This is a genomic window from Bifidobacterium psychraerophilum, assembly GCF_000741705.1.
GTDB lineage: Bacteria > Actinomycetota > Actinomycetes > Actinomycetales > Bifidobacteriaceae > Bombiscardovia > Bombiscardovia psychraerophila.
Genome location: NZ_JGZI01000010.1, coordinates 16,931 through 38,022 on the forward strand (window position 1 = coordinate 16,931; position 21,092 = coordinate 38,022).

Consider the following 21,092-nt stretch of genomic DNA (forward strand, 5'->3'; position numbering starts at 1 on the left):
GTTTGGAGAAATGGTGAGCACAATCCTCGAGGGAAATCCAGATAAAAACCTCATTTTGGTGACCGGTAGGGCGCATCCAAAACTAGCATCAGATGTGGCAGAGCAACTCGGGATTGAGGTGTTGGAAACCACTGCGTATGACTTCGCCAATGGCGAGATGTACGTCAGATTCACCGAATCAGTTCGCGGTGCCGATGTTTTCGTGCTGCAAACCCACGCCGCTCCCATCAACAAAGCGATTATGGAGCAGCTCATCATGATCGATGCGCTCAAGCGCGCATCGGCACGCTCCATCACCGCGGTCTGCCCGCTTGTCGGCTATTCACGACAGGACAAGAAGCATCGTGGACGTGAGCCCATCTCCTGCCGCTTGATGTTCGACCTGCTCAAAACGGCAGGCGCCGACCGCATCATGTCCGTGGACCTCCACGCAGCGCAGTCGCAGGGCTTCTTCGACGGTCCCGTGGACCATCTGATCGCCATGCCGGTTCTGGTGGATTACGTGCGTGACCGCCTCGACCTGAGCAATATCAGCGTGGTCTCACCTGACGCCGGACGTATCCGCGTCGCCGAGCAGTGGGCCCAGCGTCTCGGAGGCGGCCCACTGGCCTTCATCCACAAGACCCGTGACATCACACGTCCGAACAAGGCCGTGGCCAACCGCGTCGTCGGTGACGTGAAGGGCAAGGATTGCGTGCTGGTCGATGATCTGATCGACACCGGCGGCACCATCGTCGAAGCATGCAAGGTCCTGCGCGAGGCGGGTGCGAAGTCGATAACCGTCGTCGCCACCCACGGCGTGCTTTCCGGCCCTGCCGTCGAGCGTCTGCAGGCCTGCGGCGCCCGCGAGGTCGTGCTGACCGACACGGTTCCGATCCCGGAGGAGAAACGCTGGGACGGGCTGACCGTGCTCTCCATCGCACCGCTGCTGGCAAGCGCCATCAAGGCGGTCTTCGACGACGGTTCAGTCGCCGAACTCTTCGAAACCTACCCTGAACATCACGGACAAGGCTTCCTCTTCGCCTGAGCGTTGTTCGCGTCCGATATGTTGCGTTATGCCATGACACGGTTGGATGTCAACATCCGAAAGTCATGGCATAATGAACTGTTGCGGGACTCGTCCCGCTGATCCCCCATGGTGTAATGGCAGCACAAGGGTCTTTGGAACCCTTTGTCTTGGTTCGAATCCAGGTGGGGGAGCTTGTAGCTCCGGTCCCGGTGACCTCCGGGCATAGCCGGGGGTTGTTGGTGGCAATGAAAGGAGCGGTATGGCAGTCAAGACAATCGAGACCTGGCTCACTGATATGGATGGCGTGCTGGTGCACGAGAACACCGCATTACCGGGTGCATCCGAATTCATCGAAACGTTGAAGGCAAACAATCGTCGATTCCTTGTGCTGACGAACAACCCGATCTACACCCCGCGCGATCTGTCCGCTCGCCTGCGCCGCAGCGGCATCGATGTGCCGGAGGAGAACATCTGGACCTCCGCACTGGCAACGGCCGATTTCGTCTCCCGCACCGTGCCCAACGGCTCCGCATACGTGATCGGCGAGGCCGGGCTCACGACGGCCCTGCACGAGGCCGGATACATCCTCTCGGATTCAAAGCCCGACTACGTGATTCTGGGCGAGACCAGAACCTACTCCTTTGAATCCATCACCACCGCGATCCGTCTGATCCTCGACGGCGCACGGTTCATCTGCACGAACCCGGATCCCACGGGCCCCAGCGAACACGGGGTGCTGCCGGCGGCCGGATCAGTGGCGGCCCTGGTGACGAAAGCCACCGGACATGAACCGTACTTCGTCGGCAAGCCGAATCCGATCATGTTCCGCACGGCGCTGAACCGCGTCGGCGGGCATTCCGAAACCACCGCGATGATCGGTGACCGCATGGAGACCGATGTGGTGGCGGGCGTCGAAGCCGGTCTGAACACCTTCCTCGTGCTTTCGGGCATCACCTCGCGTGACCAGGTGGAGACCTACCCCTTCCGTCCCGACAAGGTGCTTGACGGCATCGGTGATCTGATTGAAGTAGCAAAATCCGCAGAAGTGGAGATCTGATTGATGATGGCAGTGTCCGCAGCAATTATTCTTGCCGCTGGTGAAGGGACGCGCATGCGTTCGAAAACACCGAAGGTCCTGCACCAACTGGCGGGTAAGAGCCTGCTGGAGCGTGTGATGTCCTCGGTTTCGGCGCTTTCGCCCGAGCTTCTCGCCGTCGTCGTGCATTACCAGGCGGAGAGGGTCGCGGCCGCCGTGCATGACGTCGATGCCGATGCCGTGATCGTCAACCAGGACGATGTGCCGGGAACCGGGCGCGCCGTGCAGTGCGCGATGGGTCAGATAGACGCCGACGGCGAACTGACCGGACCCGTGCTGATAGCCGCTTCGGATATGCCCCTGCTGGATGAGGCGACACTGCGTGACCTGCTGGAATTCCATGCCGAAAGCGGCAACGGTGCGACGGTGCTTACCGCGCGCTTGCAGGATCCCACCGGCTACGGCCGCATCATCCGCGATCAGAACGGCGACGTGCTGCGCATCGTCGAGCAGAAGGACGCCAACAGCACCGAGCTCGCCGTCACCGAGGTCAACACTTCGGTCTACGTATTCGAGGCGGAAGTGCTCAACCGCGCGATCAGCGGTCTGGACGACGACAACGCCCAAGGCGAGTTCTACCTCACCGATGCCTTGGAGCAGGCGACCGCCACAGGAGCCGTGGGTGCCTACCAGGCCAAGGACCCGCTGAGCGTTGAAGGCGTCAACGACCGGGTGCAGCTCGCGTCACTCGCCAAGCAGCACAACCGTCGCATCTGCGAGCATTGGATGCGTGAAGGTGTTTCGATCCTCGACCCGGACAGCACCTGGATTGAGGATGACGTGGTGATCGGGACCGACGCGACGATACTTCCAGGATCGTTCCTGCAAGGCCACACCACCATCGGTGAAACCGCGGTCATCGGACCGTACACCACGCTGATCGACGCCACCATCGACGAGGGCGCGGTGATCGAGCGTTCGCGCATACAGGAATCACATGTGGGCGCCAGGGCGAATATCGGACCGTGGACCTATATGAGGCCAGGCAACGAACTCGGCGAGGAGACCAAGGCCGGCGCCTTCGTGGAAATGAAGAAGGCCCACATCGGCAACGGGACCAAGGTTCCCCATCTCAGCTACGTCGGGGATGCCCAGATCGGCGAGCACAGCAATGTGGGAGGCGGCACGATAGTCGCCAACTATGACGGCGTGCACAAGAACCGCACCAGCATAGGCTCGGGCGTGCATGTGGGAGCCGACAACGTCTTCGTGGCACCGGTCGTGGTTGGAGACAACGTGACGACAGGGGCCGGATCAGTCGTGCGCCACGATGTGCCCGATGATGCGATGGTCTTCTCCGAGAACACGCAACATGTGGTCGAAGACTGGAAACCACGCTGGGAACGCTAAGCGCCGAGCACAACAGGCGGCATCCGGATGGCGATGCAGCATAATGAACACTAGAGCATCCCGAACAATCGGGAGCTGACGGTTTTATCTGAAAGGCGGATACGTGCCCGCAGTCCAAGATTCGATTGAATGTGCAAGAATCGCCGCACTCGCGGCGGACAAGATGAAGGCAGAGGACATTCTCGCATTCGACGTGACCGAGCCACTGGCCATCACCGATATTTTCCTCATCGCCACCGGTGCCAACGAACGCCAGGTCCTCGCCATCGCCGAGGAGATCGAGAAGGCCCTGTATCTTGAACGCGAACGCAAGCCGCGCATGCGCGAAGGCCTTGAGGATGCCAAATGGGTGCTGCTCGACTACGGTGATTTCGTGATCCATGTGATGCACAAGGAAGCCCGCGAATACTATGCCCTTGAACGGTTGTGGAGCGACTGCCCTGAAATAGACCTGAAGCTGCCCGAAGCTGGTGAGAGCGAAACCGTATCCGCCGTGGACAGCAACGAGAGCACTGTTGCAGGGGAGCGCTGACGATGACTGTGCAATCCGGCGTGCAGCATGTCCACTCGATAACGATGGTCAGGCACGGGCGCACCTCGTATAACGCGGCAGGTCGCTTGCAGGGCCAGATCGACATCCCCCTGGATGAGGTGGGACGCTGGCAGGTCGAACAGACGGCCGAAGCGCTCAACAAGCTGTACATCGAAAGCAGCCGGCGCCAGCGCAAACAGGTCGTCATAGCATCCGATCTGGGGAGGGCCATGGCAACCGCCCATGCCTTCGCTGATCCGCTGAACATTCCGGTCCATCCCGATGCGCGCGTGCGTGAACGTGCCTTCGGCGACTGGGAGGGTCTGTCTCTTCCGGAAATGAAGGAGCAATGGCCCGAGGATTACAAGCTGTGGCTTGAATTCAAAGGCGGCGAACTCAACCACGGTGCCGAAAGCAAGGAGCATGTGGGCAGGCGCGGGGTGGAGGCGCTGAACGAGTGGTCCACGAAAAGCGGTGGCGACACCGATCTCTTCGTGTTCTCCCACGGGGCGTGGATCTCGCAGACCCTGCAGACCCTGTTGGGCATGAATCGCGTATATGATGACTTCGCCAATCTGATTTCCATGCGCAACGCGCACTGGACACGCCTGATTCCTCTTGACGGAGTCGAGGAATCCCTGCGCTGGCGAATGGTCGGTTATAACCAGGGTCCGGCCGTGGCCCAGACGGAAAAGTGGGAGAATCCGCAAACTTCTAGCAGATAACCCCCGTTCTTTCATGTTGGCTTGCCATACTACGAAGCAGAGCGCAGCGGTAAGGGGTACAGATTGAAGCGTTTTTTCCACGATATTTCATGGGTGCAGATACTGGCGGGCGCCTTGGCGGCAGTCACCGCCTTTCTGCTCTCCTCGCGAATCGGCATCGCGGGCTCGGTCATCGGTGTTGCCGTAGGTTCCATCGTTTCGGCATTCGCATCGCAGTTGTATCAGAATGTGCTGGATGAGTCGAGCAAGAAGCTCCATGACACAGTAGGCAGCTCGGATGACGGCTCGGACGGGGCTGACGGATCCGGTGCCGCTGGCGGCTCTGACGGGAATGGTACTGCCGCCGACGATCAGGAGACACGCACCATCGTCGGCTTGGCGGGCGCCATCAACGCCGCCGAGGCCGATGCCGCGGCCATCGCGGGGGATAAGGCCGGAAGCGCCGCGAAGCCCGATGCGAGCACCATAGAGACCGGTGTGCAGACCGAGCTCGTCAACGGGCTATCCTCATCCCAGAAGCCGAAGGATGTCACCTCGGTGATGGATCCCGCGGTCACCAAGGATGCGAGCACCGATTCGACCTCGATCCTCACCCAAGGGAACGGCGGACAGCCCCTGGCTGCAACACCTTCCGGCAAGGGTGCGGCCAAGGGTACTCAGCCGACCTCTCCGCGCGTGGTCGGCAGCGGCAACGCCGTCCATCCCAAGGTCGGTCAGCATGCGAAACCGCAGCGCCGCAAGGTCAGCCGCAACGTCATCATCGTGTCGATCGTCAGCGCCCTCATCACGGTGGGAATCACCGCAGGCATCATCTATGCGCTGACCGGTGGGCAGGGAACCGACAAGGTGCTCAGGCCGAGCGAAAGCACGAGCACGGTGCAGACCACACCAAGCGACGAATCGACCTCCTCCGGCAGCGGCTCGGGCAACGAAGACGATCAGGACCAGGGCAACGGCACTTCAACACAGAATCCCAGCTCCTCCTCGACTTCGACATCGACCTCGACATCAACGCCGAGTAGCTCATCCAGCAGTTCTTCCAGCAGTTCGGATCCGACCGCCTCGCCATCCACATCGACGGCAACACCGACGCAATCGCCCACCACCACATCTCCATCAAGTTCAAGCACCAGCTCCAGCAGCAACTCGGAGGCGAGCTCCAAAAGCTCATCCACACCCAGTGACGGCAGCAATGTCGCCGCTGAGTGAGCGTGCCGGGCAAGGCTGCGAATGCCGGGGCATCGGCAGGACGAAATGGTGTGCCGCCGCTGACGGCATGCAAACAACACACCGACTTGCGGGGGATTGCCCCTCGGTGTAACCTGTCTAAGGCTTGTTGAGCACGGGGCTATGGCGCAGCTGGTAGCGCATCTCCATGGCATGGAGAGGGTCAGGGGTTCGAATCCCCTTAGCTCCACAGAAATCACAACGACCATCCTGCAAAGGGTGGTCGTTTTCATATGGCAGCGGGCTTCAGGCGGTAATTTGACAGTATGTGTAAAATCTGTTTTTGATGTTTTCCACCCCTTTAATGGGACATCTAATAGGACAACTAATAGGACAGATTGGCACATCATGGGACGCACACGAGCGTTCGGCAGCCTGGTCTACAAGCCGAACAAGCAGACCCCCACGCGCATAGTCGCCAGCTTCAACACCCCGGATTACGCATGGCACGACCATCCGGGCATCTCCGCACGCCAGAGCAGGAGCTTCCCACCCGACGACGCCGACGGCGCGATAGCCTGGCTCAACCGCGAACGCAAACTCATCGAGGCCGGGGTATGGGAACCTCCCGTGGCCGCGGTCCAGAGGGACGTCACCTCCCGCATCACGCTGGGGGAGTATTACGAGGACTGGCTCGCCGAACGGACCTACAAGGGACGGCCGCTCAAGGCCGGCACCCGCTACCATCTGCGCAAGGACATCGAGAACCACATCATCCCCTTCTTCGGCGGCACGCGGCTCATCGACATCACCCAGGCCCGCATAGACCGCTGGCTGGCGCCCTGCCCGCCGAACAGGAAACGATGAAGACGAACTCGTTCAAGGCGCTCAAGGCGATGTTGCTTTCCTCGGTGTCCAGTCCTTTGACATCTGGGGAGAACACCACCAAGTCCGCATCCGTTCAAAATACGCTAATGTTTTCTGACAATCACAGGATCGAACGAGTCATTCTGCTCGCGCCTACCGTGATTCACTGCGGTCAACTGCACCGGAGATGACGATTTTGTCCGTGATACCGTTTCACGCGTTCGATAAACTATTTATACCTCGTGTTTCTGCTGCCTAAGTAAGATGTTTATTCATTTCCTCGTTCAGCTCGTTTCAACACAATCTTGATTAATTATTTGAGTAGACGTCACGGACCGATCAACGCCAATACCTGTCATCTGGTCAAGCGCACCAGCCCGACGGCTGTTTTTATCTCAGCGGAGTGTTCCTTTTCACAGTATTGTTTATGCTATGACGGCCATTGTCTCAATCGGCATAATCAATTCCTCTTTCCTGTCAATAAACCAGATCGTTAATCGAAACCAGCTATATTCTTTTTTTAAGACAGTCCCACGCCTCTTGCAGCTCGAGGGCGATGGTGCGAGGAAAGTAAGAGGGTACTATCTATGACGAGCGTCCAAGAAGAACTGGCTGCTGCACTCCCTGTGCGAGATTTCCTTCTCTATGTCACATCCACGCGAACCATGCTCAAGGTGATCCCAGAATCCGCGTACTTCAGCCTGCACGTTGCTTCGGTTATGCGTTCATCGCCGGTTAATCCTAACGAACGGTTTGAAGAGACTTCTGTCGGGTATATGTCAGAGAGTCTCCAGCGTGAGATCGACAACGAGTTTCCGCTATTATTTGCGAATGCACTTATAGGCCTCTGGGGAGCGCTTGAGGCCTGCATCAATGACCTATGCCTGCTTTGGCTTCAGTGCATGGACCGGCATAGTTTGGGGCAAGCTCTGGCAAGTGCACGGGTGAAGATCGGGGATTATCTAAGACTGGACGACGAAGACCGGTGGCAGTGGCTCTTGGTCCAGCTTCAGCGATCAGATGCGGCATCGCTTCGAAAGGGCATCGGACAATTCGAATCGATGCTCAAGCCGTTGGGGGTTTCGCCTCAGGTTGATTCAGCCGTTCGCACGACTCTTTTCCGGATCAAGACGTTGAGAAATCTCTATGCGCATCGTGCAGGCATTGCTGATGCGAAGTTCCTTCAGGAATGGAAAGGCCATCCCGCTGACGTTGGTCAGCTCGTCGTTCCGACCAAGAATCAGATTGTTGCGGGGTATACCGCAATGGTCATATATGTCGAAAGTGTCCATGACTCCATGCAAGTCAAGATCGGGGGTTCTCCTGCACAGCGTGATTTGCCGCCTTGGATTGAATCCGTCAAAGATCTTGTGTCGATGCTCGAACCAAGTGCGAATGTGCCGGAAGGTGCTCCTTGGTCGTACCACTTCTCGCGGAGCGTGGATGATCCCGAACAAGGTCACAACGACAATCCTTCCTAAATCTTAACTGAGCGATTATCTCCGATAGGATGGCTCCATGCAGTGGCGCTCGTGCCGGATTGGCCTTACTGGCTGGGAGTAAGAGAGGCAGTTGCTCGGCGCTCGCACACGAATGCATGGCTGTGCTTCGTGGAATATGTTGTCCGGTGGCAATGTCGATGCGGGTGATGTCAGCTGAGGACGGTTACAGGTATTTGCTGTGTACCGTGGCTGCGAGCGACGGGGACAGGTCGTTATCGGCGTCGTTGACCCGGTCTTACGCGAAAGCGGGAACTCCACTCGGCCGTTGGATAGGCTTAGGGACCATCGCTCTTGGCGGGGCTTGCGGTGGCGGGTTTTGACTTCATATTCTCAATCCCGGAAGTCTGCTTCCGTGCTCTGGGCTGTGGCTGACGCTGGACGCAGGCGTTGATCGGGGAGGCGCATCATGCGGCGGTTACAGAGGTGGTTGCATTCATAGAACGCGATGCTGCAGCCGCTCGTACGGGTGCAGCCGCGGGCGACGGGGCCGTTGCGCAGGTCGACGTCACTGGGATGATCGCCACCGCGTTCGATCATTTCGATTCGAGGGCGGGTGACCCTCACTTGCGCATGCACGTGGTGATTTCCAACAAAGCGAAAACTACTCTGGACGGGAATGGCGGCCCCTGGGTGACAGGCCGTTGTCTGTTGCGGTGGTGGCTTTGTCGGAGTTTGCATGAGGCGCTGTTCGTCAATCACATGACCCGCATGTTCGGCGTCTCCTGGGATGCCCGGGACCGGGGCCGGTATCGGAATCCCGCTTGGGCGATCCCCGATGTCCCGGAGACGCTGGTTGATGAGTTCTTTACCCGCGCCCACCACATCGACGCCGAGACCGACCGTCTGATTGAGGAATGTGTCGCGGTGCATGGGAGGTGGCTTTCTCCGGTGACGATCATGAAGCTGCGTGCCAAAGCCACTCTGAGCACGCGCCCGACAAGGAAGTCCACTTCCTGGCAGACCTCACCACGGAATGGCGGAGCCGAGCAAGCGGCGTCCTCGGGGAGCGATCCGACGGCGTGGGCGATGAGCGTCACCGACAACCCGACCCCGATGCTTCTGCAAGCTGACGACATCCCGCTGGACGTGATCGGTGAGGTCGGGGAGTCGGTGATGGTGGCTGTGGGGGAGAAGCTGTCGACGTGGCGGCGGTGGAACCTGGCGGCTGAGGATACTCGGCAGACTATGGGCTGGCGATTCGTCACAATCGAAGACAGAGAGGCCATCGTCGGATTGGTCGCCGACGCTGCCGAACAGCGCTCGCTGCGTTTGACTCCGCCGGAGCTGGTATCTTTCCCGGTGGTGTTCCGTCGTGGTGATGAGTCGAGCGTGTTCCGCCCCAAGCACTCAACCGTGTTCTCCAGCCACCAACTCCTCCAGGCCGAGGACCGGCTCCTCACCCGATCCCGCGACCTCGCCGATCCCACGGTGCCAGTGGGTACGGTCGAGGCGGTCAACAGCATGCCGGACGGCGGGGGTCGGATGTTCTGTGAGGACCAAGCGGAAGCCCTCACCCGCATCGCCGTGTCCGGACGGGTGGGATGTTTTGGTGGGGCCGACTGGTGCAGGGAAAACCACGGCGATAAGTGCGTTGCGTCGAGCTTGGGAAGCCGAACAAGGTGAGTGATCGGTGTGGGGTGGGCGCCGTCTGCTGTTGCCGCTCAAGTCATCGCCGATGACTTGGGGATCTCGACGGAGAATACGGCGAAGTGGTGGCGGGCCCACGAAACTATCGGCGCCACCTTCCATGCGGGCCAGCCCGTCATCGTCGATGAGGCGTCTCTGGCGGGCATTTTGTCGTTGGACCGGATCACCGGGCTGGCTGAGAATGCGACCGCAAAGGTCTTGTTGGTAGGGGGATTGCGGCCAGTTTCAGTCCGTCGACGCCGGGGGGAGCTTTCAGCCTCCTCATCCAAGGCCGCGCCGACGGCGCCCCCGAACTGGTGGATGTTCACCGCTTCACCACGAGTGGGAGAAGACCGCGTTCTTAGCGCTGCGCCATGGCCACTCCGATGTGATCGACACGTATCTCAACCACCATCGCATTCATGGTGGTGGGGCGGAGGCAATGGCAGACGCGGCGTAGGAGGGGTGGCGAGCCGATCGCCAGTCTGATTCTGTGTCGGTGCTGATTGCCGAGACCCGAAACAGCGTCACCACGCTGAACGCTCGCGCTCGGGCTGACTTGATTCTTGATGGGACTCTGTGTCCGAGTCATGAAGTCGAATTGAACGATGGGAGCCGGGCTGGGGTGGGGGACACTGTCATCACGCGGCGTTACGATCGGCGCCTGCTAAGCCGGAGCGACTGGGTGGAGAGTGGACAGACCTGGACGATCACTCAGGTCCGTGACGACGGGTCGATCACCGTCCGACCGCCTGGGCCTAGGTTTGGCGGTTCGATCGTTCTGCCTGCCTGGTATGTGGGAGAGCATGTGGATCTCGGCTACGCGGTGACCGCGCATCGGGCTCAGGGCGTGACGGTCGATACCGTGCATGTTCTCGTGGAGCCTGCGACGACGCGGGAGAACTTCTACGTCTCCATGACCCGAGGACGCAACGCCAACCGGGCTTACGTGGTTCTCGACCAGCCGGACGATCATCGCAACCCGAACCCCGGAGACAATCCGGACGCTACTGCACGGTCCGTGCTCTACGGGGTCCTTCAGCATGTGGGCGCGGAGCTCTCGGCACACGAGACCATCGTGGCCGAGCAGGACCGGTGGGGATCGATCGCACAGCTCGCGGCCGAGTACGAAACGATCGCGGCCGCCGCCCAACACGACCGCTGGGCGAGTCTCGTTCGGCATTCCGGGCTCACCGAGGGCCAAGCTGAAGATGTGATTGTCTCCGACGCGTTCGGTGCATTGACTGTGGAGCTGCGTCGAGCCGAGGCCAACAACCATGACGTCGATTCTCTATTACCGAAATTGGTTCGATCGCGAGGCTTGGGCGATGCGCAGGACATCGCCTCCGTCCTTCACCACCGACTCGCGCGAGCTACTGCACGACCTGCTGGTTCTGGACGGACACGTAGACCACCGAAGCTGATCGTCGGGCTCATCCCCGAAGCAGCTGGTCCCATGAGCCAGGACATGCGAGATGCGCTCCATGAACGGCGGGATCTGATCGAAGCCCGCGCCGACGATGTCCTCGACACCGCAATAGACGACGACGCACACTGGGTGAAGACACTCGGCCCTATACCGGAAGGCGTACGATCCGCTGCGGCATGGAGACAACGGGCGCGAGTGATCGCCGCTTATCGAGACCGCTACCAGGTTACCGTAGATGCGGCTCTCGGCACGACGCCAGAATCAGCGACTCAGAAAATTGATCGTGCACGCGTCGAGGTGGTTAAAACTGCTTACGACAGTCTGATGGATCTAGGCATAAACAATCGAATTTGCAAGCAAGCTGTTAATGATCGAACAATGTAGCGTGATGAATCGTTAGGTGGGAGTCCACAGAAAATGATCAGAACGAGTCAATTCTAAAGAGGCGGCCCTCTTTGCCATCATCATGAAGCCTGCGAACTATTTCACTGCTTGATATTGCCTCATCGCTTGAATCTACCGGATCGGGAAGATCAGAATCTAGCGTCGTAATTATCGGCTGAAGCCCGAGCTCAGCATACTCACGAAATACCGAAATGAGTCGTCTCTTTGCTCTAGGCTCCAGGCTTTCAAAAACACCATCATGATATGAGAATCGAGGGAATTTGTCGAATCTGTAAGAACGAAGAACGGCTAGATCAAAAGCAATGCAAAGTAATTTTTTGAAGGTGAACCCTCTGCTAGCGCTTGTCGTAGATCCAGCAGGACTCACAATTTCGGCAGAAAACTCTAGGGCGCCCGTAGGAGACGGATCCACGGAGAGTAGGGCGTGCTCGTCGAGCACATCGTAGATGATTTTATCGAAATACCTCTGAATTTCTGAGTATCTACTACTTGGGTCTTCAGCGCACCGGCGGACGTCCTGTTCTATCGCAGTCTGTAATTGGCTCTCGCGTTCTTGAATCTGCCGTTTCTCTTGTCGGAGTCGGACAACCTCGTTGAGTGCGTCCCTCTGACGTTCCAAGGAAGAAATGCCTGCCCGAAGTTCGACCACTTGGTTCGAAATATCTTTAAACTTTTCCATCGTCGCTGAGTTTCCGAGAAAGCTCAACAAGTCAGCACGTTGTAGTTGAAGATCGGCAAGTTCGGGACCTAATTCGCTGAGTCTGGCCGCAGTATCAGACTTCTCTTTCAAGAGGTATTCTCGTCGTTCTTGAGAAATTGCCCTGTTGAATTGGATAAGCTGCTCAAAATCATGCTTAATTTGGCCGTCAAATGCGATTCCAGCCTCGGCAAACAATTTCTTTGCTTGTTTAGGACTAAACAGTATTGACTCTTCACGTAATGAGTCATCTAGTCGTGCGGCGAGCTGGGAAAGCCTGTAGCTTTCCTCGTTCTTGATCGAAATCTGTTCTTCGACGTGCTCCACAAGCTCTTGGCTAGCTTCGGAATCTGCACGTGTGAAGTCTAGACTATCTAGAGTTGACTGAATTTCCTCCAACTCACGTTTTCGAATACCAATTATTCCTTCGATCTTGGCTGTGTCCGTCTTATCGGTGAGTCCGCTCTCTAACTGATAGATAGATATAGACGCGTCGACTTTGGCTTCTTTGTCCGTTTCCTCATAGAGGCTAATTGTGAGCGAGTCGTCTAGTCCGAGGAGCTTCGCCAAAAATGGTTTCCACTCGCGATGTGGTCCCTTAAACTTTCCAAGGTGAAACACCTCTCCGTAATCGTCTTGCTCTCTGAGGACATATCCGAGTATGTCGCGATAGTCATATGGGGATATGGATGAGAAATCGAAGAGTCCGTCAAGTAGACGTTTGGCTGGAGCCATACCTAGGCCGATATGAGACCATTCGCTTGTGTTGACGTCCTTAGCGTCGGGGACATCGTAATCTGTAACAAGGATGGAGATAGGCTTCGTTGCTTCGACTGAGCGTGCAATGGTTAGATACCTGCCGTCTTCCAGGTTCAATTCAAGAAAGAATGTGAATTCACTGAATAGGTCGCTATGTTTGAAAAGGAAGAACTTTTGACTCTTCCCTTTGAGCAGGCAGAAGTCGACAAGTCTAGCAATGGTGCTTTTGCCGATATTATGTATGGTCTTTCCCTTGTTTTCTGTGCGGCGAATCTCTGCGAGAACAACCGATAGCTGTTCGTTGAATTGCACAGGAAGGAAAAGCTCGGCCTGATTTGAATATAAGCGGGTGAGTTTCATGATTTGGCCCACTCGAAGCAATCGGATTTTGGTAAGTATCTAACGAGTCCGAGAATGTATAGGAGATCTATTGCCGGCGAGAATAAGTATTCAATTTTGTCGGTTTTGCTTTTGCAGTAGCCGAGTAATGCTGAATATTCGACGACTTTATAGCGAGACAAATACTTGATCATTGTAGTTGCGACGGCGATGATTGTTTGGTCGGGATTGTCATGCTTCGACGGGAATAACATCAGACTTTTCCTCCGTTTCGCCAATATCGCAGTTCCAGTACATGTAAAACACAATTGCACGGGTAAGGCGTCTATTTCGACCAAGTAGGCTGTCGCGCTTCGTGAGAAGCTCTACGATCTGAGAAAATACCTTATCGAAGCTGTGACGTTCCTCTTTGTATGCCACTATCTTCAAATCAAAGTCTTCAGCGCAGGAATCGTACATGTCGCGATATTTTGAATTTCCTGGATCGGCTAAGAACTCTTTAATCTGTCGAAGCAAGTGACTGTAGTTCTTCATCAGACGATCAGAGGTTTCTTGGGACATCGAATTGAGATCGTTCTTTTCATTTAGAGAAGTTCGATTTACGGGGTGTGTCTGAATTGAAGGAAGCTTTTCATTTAGACTAATTGATATGGCTTCCACCACTTCTGCCAGTTCTCTGCTTGAAACAATCAGTGGCCCGTCCAGTGGATTTATTCCTGCTAAATCGGCAAGTCGGGGCTCTAGCCGAAATGCTTCATCAAGCGCCTCTATCCCGCATAGTCGAACGCATTCTTCGGGTACTCCTATGCTTGTCGATATTGTTCCGATCAGCTTCTCGTTAGCGTTTGCGGTTAGGTAACGGTTTGAATAGAGAAGATAGTTATCGAGCTTCCCTGCCAGACGAAGTTTTCGAGCCCGCTTGACTTCTATCGAGACTACAGAAGTCTGTGCATCTCCGCCGAAATCTGGGTCGTTAAAGTAACCATACGACATGGTGTGTTTCGCCTGGATAATTGAAATCCCAGTCCAGGGTCGCGCATAGCTAGGGAATCCGTCCGCGATGCCTTCAAAACGTGCGTCTCTGCCACCATCAACACCTAGAGCAAAGCCCTGAACACCTTTGCCAAGCAGCAGCTTGGCTGCCTGGACCACAAGTGCTTCGAACTGCGTCTCTGCAAGATCTTCATACGGATAACCCACAGTTCATGATACCAAGTCTCTGGGACCGTCTTGTTCGCGACGTGTCGTGGAGTTGAGCGCCTTTTCAGCAGCGATTGGAACCATTGGAGCGGGGATGAATTGCTGCTCGATCTTCAGGGCGCAAGCAACCAGAATCTCTAGTGACGTGCTTAAGTCCGTGTGTATGTAGATGGCAGTCGTCGTGGTGAGCAAAGTGCTTCTGAACGCGAAATAGCTGGAGGTGTTGAGGTGGGTTGGACAGGGGCGTCGCAAGGGCTTCTACGAGGACGGGTTTGACCACCGGGTGACACTCGTGTGTTTGAAAGACGAGGGCTTGTGTCGGTGCATGGACACGGCCGGTCGTAGCGCGCGGGCCTGACCGACAACGGGCGCTACTGCGTAGGGCGCGGCGTGTACCTGCCGTCTGATGAGGAACCAGAGCCTGCGGGGGCCACGGATCTGTCTTCTGACGTGTGGTCAAAACCTAGTCCTATTAATGAATTGCTCGAACGTCTTGAGGTTGCGGGAGAGGCCCTCGGTTTGGAGATGCCAGGCGCGGGGAAGAGAAGCCATTATGTCAACGCGGTCCAGTAAGCAGGTTCGTTTCTCAGCTGCTCTGTATCCACGGCAGCGGCTGAGGGTCAGTGGAACCAAGCACGGTTCAATGACGATGAACTCATCGAGGCCGAGGCGCCGTCAGAGCCTGAGTCGTAGATCCTCACGCCTGGAGAGGCTGACGGTCGGACTGAAGTTCGAGCCCTCGCTAAAGACTCCTCCCTTCTCTGTCGATGATGAGACGCGTCCGTGCGCGCTGGTCTTTGTTCAGGGGACCGGTGAGGAGCGTGAGCGGCGCGGATGAGCACTGACGGTGGAGGGGAATCCGAGTTTCCTCATTACGGTCGGCGAAGACTCCTACAGGTGTGTGCTCAGCAAGGAGCGCGTGAAGCAGGACGTCTACACGGATGAAGACGTCGCTGCCCCGTAAATACGAGTGGCAGCGGGTGAGCGCGACCCGTATGGAAGTCTGGTCCGGCCACCTCAAGTTGGAACTGGATCCCGGCTACGGCTCGCGCTCATGGGCTGACAGCAGGCGACGGCCCCTCATCGCGAAGCTTCCCGAGTTCTTCACCACAGTCGAGGAGAAGAACCAAGCCGCCCAGGACAAACGAGAGAAACTGACCGCATACCACGCGCAGCAGATCCAGGAATGGAAGGAAGCTATTCCAAGGGCCGAGAAGCCTATCTACTCAAGCGCAATGCAGAGCGTGCGCGAAAACAGCCTGAGAACTGGCGTAAACGCGGAAGAACTTTGAGCTTACGGCCGAGCCGTCCATCGGCGCGGCGAGGGCCTCGACGATGATCATCGGGAATCTGTGCTCTCGTGGGCGCAGTGGATTACCAGACGCGCGGACCAACTTGACCTACTCGAAGATACGACTGCGCTCGTGCTGAGTGTCCCTGACGACCTTGCGCGAGCGATTTGGATGCTTATTGCCGCATCACTGGACGATCCGACATCCGCCAGAGTCGCCGATGTGGTTACCATCATGATCCGCGTGCCTCATCGATCGGAACGCCGAACTTGAGTTGGATGTCGTCAGCTTGTGCCCTGAGTTTTGCCGCGCGCAAAGCGCAAATCGCATCCGTCACGAGTTTGTCCAAGTACATCACCTCCCGGCGCAGCGCCTTGAGCTCGTCCTGATGGGCAACTGCATCTGCACAGCACCACTGCTGTATCAGATTGCGACACCGACGACCATATGGCGATTCTGCGTCACTTGATGCCACTTCTTCAGGATCAATGAAGAAGCTGCCTTCAGGGAATCGGCTTCCTAACCAGCGGCCGTGAGCCGCTTCCATCTCGACTTTTTGGCTTCTTCTTTCTTTACCTCACGCAGCGTCTCTTCAGTGTGGAGCTCGCATGCTCTGCGGACGATTAGCTCAGTCGTAGCCCCGGGAACGATCCATGAGCCGTCATCTTCAAGCGACTCCAGTGCCTTGCGTGATTGGGTATCGTCGATCTCGAGGTAGGCAAGCAAGTCCACGCGCACGTGCATTCTTGATCAAGGTCGCGCCACTTCGCCGATAGACGGCCTCAGCCAATCGTTCGTCAAGAAGCACGCGGAAGACCTCATCGATCGCGTATTCCTCTGGTTCGTCGTTCAGTCCGGGATGAGTGTCGACGTGCTCCCAACGAGCCTCGCGCGCTTCGAACTCCGCAGCGTCAGCCCACAACACCTTGAGGCGGGAAGATGTAATCCGCTCCTGCCTGCCTTCGAACTTCTCCGCAACGAACCCAACCAGCGTGCGAAGCGGCTTCCGTGTTCCAATCTTGAGAACCTCGACCTCCACCATCGGGTCGACACCGCGCTTCCGGTAGCCCCAATGCTCTCACCGATGTCCATATGCAGCATTCTTCTACCCTGGGCTAAGGGCTGATCATGCATGTCAGGATGCATCGGCCGTCTGTGTGGAAGAATCGTCCAGATCAGCGTTCTTGCCCATGACTATCGCGGGTCTTGAACCCTCCGTCAGGCAAGTGCTTGCGCACTGTATGCGCATCGAAGCCGAGTCGTTCACCGACTCGTTCTAACGACTCGCCTGCTTGGTAGTTTCTGATCATTTCGGCGATGTCGCCGTCGGTGGGGGAGTTGAACCTGAATTGGACTCCGCGTTCGCGAAGGAGCCGTGAGAGTCTTTCTCGGCTGATGCCAAGGTCGGAGGCGAGCGTCCGTAAGGTTGCCCCGGCGCGGTATCGTTTCTCAGTTTCAATTAGGTCGGCCTCGGTGATCCGTTTGACTTGGTGGATGTGCGTCGGCTGCTTTTGCGCAGACCGCACTCGCCTTCGTCTCCGGATTTCCTCCTGCATCTCGATGGCTCGCGTCATCGTGGGGGTAAGTTCGGAGAAAGGTTGACGTACCTCCACAGAAACCAAACGACCATCCTGCAAAGGGTGGTCGTTTTTCATACTCGCTGGGCTTTCTGCGTAGCGTGTGTGGTTGCTGCAGGGGAGTGGGCGGTACTACCATCCCGGCGCGTGTCACGGCACCTGTCACTGTGCCCGGGCTTGTCATGTGCGCGGTGGATGATGATGCCGTCACTCGTGGGAATCCAACTATGGAAATGGGAAATGTGATGGCTGAGGAACTGCGTTTTGTTGAGGTTACTGATGCCGCTGACTCGCACTGGTCGGCGATGCTGCCTGTGCTTGCCCAGCTGCGGGAAGGTTTGAATCGTGAAGGACTCGAATCGGTGCTCACGTCGTCGGTAGGTCAGCCCCCTCGTTTCACCGGAGCATTCATCGACGATGCCTGCGTGTCCGTGGTTGGATGGCGTCTTCTGGCCAATACGCATCTGGGCCTGGTGCTCTACGTCGACGACCTTGTTGTCGACGGCTCACACCGCGGTCAGGGATATGGGCATGCGATGTTGGATGAGATGGCCCGTATCGCCTCAAGCCTGGGCGCGAGGGCGATTGACCTTGATTCCGGGGTGCAGCGGTCGGAGGCTCACCGTTTCTACTTTGCGAACGGGTACTCGATCAGCTCGCACCACTTCCGCCACATGATCACCGAAGGTGTCTGAGATCCCATGCCGCGCTGCCGTTGAGGAGGGTTCCCAACCCGTCACGTCTGCGTGCGAGGTCTGGCAGAATGAACCGGGGCATCCTTCAGTGGAGGGATGCCCCGTATGAGCGCGGCCCCTACAACAGCGTCCCTTGCTGTCGTAGGGGCCGTGATGGTTCACACCAGTTGCATGAGGATGGGGATGACAATCACGAAGAAAATGGTGCTGGATGCCACGATGCCAGTGGCGTACTTTACATCCCCGTGGGCTTGAGCGGCCAGAATGGGCAGGACGGCCAGAGCCGGAGTCGCTGACTGGACGATGAGCGTCTGCCGTAGTAGCGTCGCCATATCGTATCCAAGATATTTGGTCCCTGCATATATCACCGCCACCGCAACCAGCGGCGAGATCACGAAGCGTCCGATCAGAGCCGCGATGGTGTCTTTGTCGAAGGTGATGTTCCTGATGCCGGAATCAAAAAGAATGATCCCGATGTAGATCAGCGAGAGCGGCGTCACGAGGTTTCCCACATAGGTGAGAGTCGCGTTGACGAACTGCGGTATCGGCACGCTGAGCAGGAGGAACACCAAAGCCACGATGAATCCCAGAAGCGGTGGGGGCAGCAGCTTGCTGATGTTGATCTTGTGCCCGGATTTCGATTCCTGTGCCTCCGGATCGTCGTTGGATATCAGGAATACGCCGAAAGCCCACGTGGATACGGTATTGCAGACGTAATACACCAAAAAGTAGGGCAGGGATTTCTCACCGAAGAGGGCGACGTTCAGAGGCAGTCCTATGAAGATGGTGTTCGCATTCACCACGGCGTTCATGAACACGCCTCGTCTGCCCTTGCGTATCTTGAGCAGCTTGACGAGCGCATACGCAATCGCGTATCCAATGACGATCGCAACCGCAGGGAAGATCAAGGCCCCGGAAAGCGAGATCAAACTACTCTTATCCAGGTAATGGAGCACCGAAACGAAGATGGATGCAGGTAGGGCGATCTTGGTGATGACCCCGGCGATATTCCCGCCAAAGTCTTCGGATATCATCTTCCGGCGCTTGAGGAAATATCCCAGTGCGATCAGCAGGATGATGCTGAGGATGCTTTGTATGGATTGCAGGAACACCATGCTCGTCTCACGACCTTAGATCGTCGGTAGGGGTGTGGTCGTAACTCGGGACCCAGGTGCTCCGCTCGACAGCCTTGCTCACATCATCAATGGCTTCGGCATTCAGACCCTGGTCCACGACGCTTTGCGCGACGGACTGCGCTATGCGACGGGAGAATTCGGTGATCCGGGATACAGGCGGCAATACCGCGGCACCCGCTTCGTCGGTTTTGACAATGCCGCTGAGGGCATGGCTGGCGCGGGACAGGATCTCACCGTTGACGCGAGTGGCCTTCGAAGCTATCAGACCGAGGCCGAGACCTGGATACATCAGGGCATTGTTCGCCTGACCGATGTGGTAGCGGACACCGTGGTAGTTGACATCATCCGCAGGTATCCCCGTGCCCACGAGGGCTCTGCCATCGGTCCACTCTATAAGATCCTGGGCTTTGGCTTCCGCCAGTTTCGTGGGGTTGGAAAGCGGGAAGATCACGGGCCGTTCGCAGTGCGCGGCCATATCCTGAACGATCTGTTTGGTGAACGATCCGGGGCATGTCGAAGTGCCGATCATGATTCCTGGATGCACCAAGGAGATCACACCTTGCAGGGCGCTCGTATCGGCATCGTTCGTGCGTTCCGAACTCGGGCGGGCGAAGGCTTTCTGCCCGGGTGTGAGCCCCGGTGTGTCCTCGAAGAGGAGCCCCTGCTTATCGACCATGAAGAAACGCTGCCGTGCTTCCTGCTCGCTGAGCCCCTGACGCATCATCTCGTCCATGAGTTGGTTGGCGATACCCACTCCGGCCGTACCTGCACCGAAGGTAATCACCTTCTGCTCCGTGATGCTTTGCCCGGCGATCTCCATGGCACCCAGAACGCCGGCCAGCACCACGATCCCCGTGCCCTGAACGTCATCGTTGAACGTCGTGATCTTCGGCTGATATATATCCAGCAGATGTTGCGCGTTCTCCCTGCCGAAGTCCTCCCAATGCAGCAGCATCCCCGGGAATTGCAGTTCCGCAGCCTGGACGAAACGATCGACGAAATCGTAGTAGCGCTCGCCTCGAATCCTCTGGTGCCTGTTGCCCTGATACCAGGGGTTGGCGGCCAGCTCCCGGTTGTTGGTGCCTACATCCAGCACGACCGGCAGCACTTGGGATGGATCGATGCCCGCGGCGGCCGTGTACACCATCAACTTGCCTATGACGATGTCCACGCCGTTGACACCCCAGTCTCCGATCCCTAGGATGCCTTCGGAGTCGGTGACGGCCACCAGGCGAATGTCACGTCCGTCCGCGGCATGACGCAATCTGCTCTCGATCGAGTCCGGATCGTCTATGGACAGGAATGCCGCATCCTGTGGGCGCATGAACAGCTCGTGGTAGCGTTCGATCGACTCCGCGACTGTGGGATCGTATACAACCGGCATGAACTCCGTGACATGCCCTGAAAACAGTTTGTAGAACAGGGTTCGATTGGTGTCGAAGATTTGCATGAGGAACAGTCGTCGCTCAAGATTCGACGTTTTTTCGCTGTACTGTTCGTATGCCTGGTCCACCTGCTCATCCAGGGTCTGGACCGCTTCCGGCAGCATGCCCTGCAATCCGAATTCTTCCCTTTCTTCCTTGGAGAACCCGGTTCCTTTGTTGATGAAGGGGTTGTTCAATACTGTGAATCCGCTCATGTTGCTTCCTTCCGTCAATCCAAGAAGAGTGGTCAGCAAGCAATCACATA

20 protein-coding genes, 2 tRNA genes and 1 pseudogene are annotated in these 21,092 nt (G+C 57.3%); 16 read left to right on the forward strand and 7 right to left on the reverse strand.

Annotated features, from left to right (window positions below):
* The first annotated feature begins 10 nt into the window (after positions 1-10).
* The 14 genes and pseudogenes from BPSY_RS07255 to BPSY_RS11845 all read left to right on the forward strand — a co-directional run bounded on the left by BPSY_RS07255 (position 11) and on the right by BPSY_RS11845 (position 11,687).
* Positions 11-1,027 carry a ribose-phosphate diphosphokinase gene (locus tag BPSY_RS07255; protein ID WP_033497516.1) on the forward strand — a complete coding sequence of 339 codons (1,017 nt, stop codon included), beginning with the start codon at positions 11-13 and terminating at the stop codon, positions 1,025-1,027.
* 102 nt (positions 1,028-1,129) lie between these two features.
* A tRNA-Gln gene (locus tag BPSY_RS07260) sits at positions 1,130-1,200 on the forward strand.
* Positions 1,201-1,268: 68 nt separating this feature from the next.
* Positions 1,269-2,066, forward strand: coding sequence for an HAD-IIA family hydrolase (locus BPSY_RS07265; RefSeq protein WP_033497518.1), 798 nt, complete (start codon positions 1,269-1,271; stop codon positions 2,064-2,066).
* Between the two features lie 6 nt (positions 2,067-2,072).
* Positions 2,073-3,455 carry a bifunctional UDP-N-acetylglucosamine diphosphorylase/glucosamine-1-phosphate N-acetyltransferase GlmU gene (gene glmU / locus BPSY_RS07270; RefSeq protein WP_033497572.1) on the forward strand — a complete coding sequence of 461 codons (1,383 nt, stop codon included), beginning with the start codon at positions 2,073-2,075 and terminating at the stop codon, positions 3,453-3,455.
* A gap of 103 nt (positions 3,456-3,558) precedes the next feature.
* On the forward strand, positions 3,559-3,987 hold the full coding sequence (gene rsfS / locus BPSY_RS07275) for a ribosome silencing factor (RefSeq protein WP_033497520.1): 429 nt from the start codon (positions 3,559-3,561) through the stop codon (positions 3,985-3,987).
* A gap of 2 nt (positions 3,988-3,989) precedes the next feature.
* Complete coding sequence (locus BPSY_RS07280; protein WP_033497521.1) at positions 3,990-4,712, forward strand: histidine phosphatase family protein; 723 nt, start codon at positions 3,990-3,992, stop codon at positions 4,710-4,712.
* Between the two features lie 63 nt (positions 4,713-4,775).
* Positions 4,776-5,921 (forward strand): hypothetical protein, encoded by a 1,146-nt coding sequence (locus BPSY_RS07285; protein WP_033497523.1) that lies wholly within the window; start codon positions 4,776-4,778, stop codon positions 5,919-5,921.
* Between the two features lie 135 nt (positions 5,922-6,056).
* Positions 6,057-6,129: transfer RNA gene (locus tag BPSY_RS07290), tRNA-Ala, on the forward strand.
* Positions 6,130-6,287: 158 nt separating this feature from the next.
* Positions 6,288-6,746 (forward strand): N-terminal phage integrase SAM-like domain-containing protein, encoded by a 459-nt coding sequence (locus BPSY_RS07295; protein WP_033497525.1) that lies wholly within the window; start codon positions 6,288-6,290, stop codon positions 6,744-6,746.
* A gap of 587 nt (positions 6,747-7,333) precedes the next feature.
* Positions 7,334-8,227 (forward strand): hypothetical protein, encoded by an 894-nt coding sequence (locus BPSY_RS07305; RefSeq protein ID WP_033497529.1) that lies wholly within the window; start codon positions 7,334-7,336, stop codon positions 8,225-8,227.
* Between the two features lie 408 nt (positions 8,228-8,635).
* Positions 8,636-9,184 (forward strand): annotated as a pseudogene (locus BPSY_RS12140) (relaxase domain-containing protein); the annotation flags it as partial.
* Positions 9,185-9,566: 382 nt separating this feature from the next.
* Positions 9,567-9,875, forward strand: a complete 309-nt coding sequence (locus tag BPSY_RS12145) for an AAA family ATPase (RefSeq protein ID WP_476559200.1) — start codon at positions 9,567-9,569, stop codon at positions 9,873-9,875.
* Between the two features lie 5 nt (positions 9,876-9,880).
* Positions 9,881-10,363, forward strand: coding sequence for an AAA family ATPase (locus BPSY_RS12110; RefSeq protein ID WP_415926604.1), 483 nt, complete (start codon positions 9,881-9,883; stop codon positions 10,361-10,363).
* A gap of 319 nt (positions 10,364-10,682) precedes the next feature.
* Positions 10,683-11,687: a C-terminal helicase domain-containing protein gene (locus BPSY_RS11845; protein ID WP_202961803.1), complete on the forward strand. Its 1,005-nt coding sequence runs from the start codon at positions 10,683-10,685 to the stop codon at positions 11,685-11,687.
* Between the two features lie 37 nt (positions 11,688-11,724).
* Here the strand turns inward: BPSY_RS11845 and BPSY_RS07315 are convergent, their stop codons facing one another.
* The 3 genes from BPSY_RS07315 to BPSY_RS07325 are packed head-to-tail and all read right to left on the reverse strand — an operon-like array spanning position 11,725 to position 14,703.
* On the reverse strand, positions 11,725-13,524 hold the full coding sequence (locus BPSY_RS07315; protein WP_033497531.1) for a DUF2326 domain-containing protein: 1,800 nt from the start codon (positions 13,522-13,524) through the stop codon (positions 11,725-11,727).
* The gene (locus tag BPSY_RS12115; RefSeq protein ID WP_033497533.1) at positions 13,521-13,757 is read right to left on the reverse strand and encodes an ABC-three component system middle component 8; all 237 of its coding nucleotides are present in this window, start codon (positions 13,755-13,757) and stop codon (positions 13,521-13,523) included. Before BPSY_RS12115 ends, BPSY_RS07315 begins: the two co-directional genes overlap by 4 nt.
* Positions 13,735-14,703 carry an ABC-three component system protein gene (locus BPSY_RS07325; RefSeq protein ID WP_033497535.1) on the reverse strand — a complete coding sequence of 323 codons (969 nt, stop codon included), beginning with the start codon at positions 14,701-14,703 and terminating at the stop codon, positions 13,735-13,737. The genes BPSY_RS12115 and BPSY_RS07325 overlap by 23 nt, the downstream gene beginning before the upstream one ends.
* A gap of 941 nt (positions 14,704-15,644) precedes the next feature.
* Here BPSY_RS07325 and BPSY_RS07330 point away from each other — a divergent pair.
* Positions 15,645-15,995 carry a hypothetical protein gene (locus BPSY_RS07330; RefSeq protein ID WP_033497537.1) on the forward strand — a complete coding sequence of 117 codons (351 nt, stop codon included), beginning with the start codon at positions 15,645-15,647 and terminating at the stop codon, positions 15,993-15,995.
* A gap of 232 nt (positions 15,996-16,227) precedes the next feature.
* Here the strand turns inward: BPSY_RS07330 and BPSY_RS07335 are convergent, their stop codons facing one another.
* Positions 16,228-16,542 (reverse strand): hypothetical protein, encoded by a 315-nt coding sequence (locus tag BPSY_RS07335; protein ID WP_033497539.1) that lies wholly within the window; start codon positions 16,540-16,542, stop codon positions 16,228-16,230.
* 628 nt (positions 16,543-17,170) lie between these two features.
* Positions 17,171-17,650 (reverse strand): hypothetical protein, encoded by a 480-nt coding sequence (locus BPSY_RS07345; protein ID WP_033497543.1) that lies wholly within the window; start codon positions 17,648-17,650, stop codon positions 17,171-17,173.
* A gap of 167 nt (positions 17,651-17,817) precedes the next feature.
* On the opposite strand from BPSY_RS07345, the gene BPSY_RS07350 reads away from it, so the two are divergent.
* Positions 17,818-18,267: a GNAT family N-acetyltransferase gene (locus tag BPSY_RS07350; RefSeq protein WP_160247985.1), complete on the forward strand. Its 450-nt coding sequence runs from the start codon at positions 17,818-17,820 to the stop codon at positions 18,265-18,267.
* 158 nt (positions 18,268-18,425) lie between these two features.
* Here the strand turns inward: BPSY_RS07350 and BPSY_RS07355 are convergent, their stop codons facing one another.
* Together BPSY_RS07355 and BPSY_RS07360 are read right to left on the reverse strand one after the other, a co-directional pair.
* The gene (locus BPSY_RS07355; RefSeq protein ID WP_033497545.1) at positions 18,426-19,382 is read right to left on the reverse strand and encodes an AEC family transporter; all 957 of its coding nucleotides are present in this window, start codon (positions 19,380-19,382) and stop codon (positions 18,426-18,428) included.
* A 7-nt stretch (positions 19,383-19,389) separates the two neighbouring features.
* Positions 19,390-21,042, reverse strand: coding sequence for a malolactic enzyme (locus BPSY_RS07360; RefSeq protein WP_033497576.1), 1,653 nt, complete (start codon positions 21,040-21,042; stop codon positions 19,390-19,392).
* Positions 21,043-21,092: the final 50 nt, after the last annotated feature.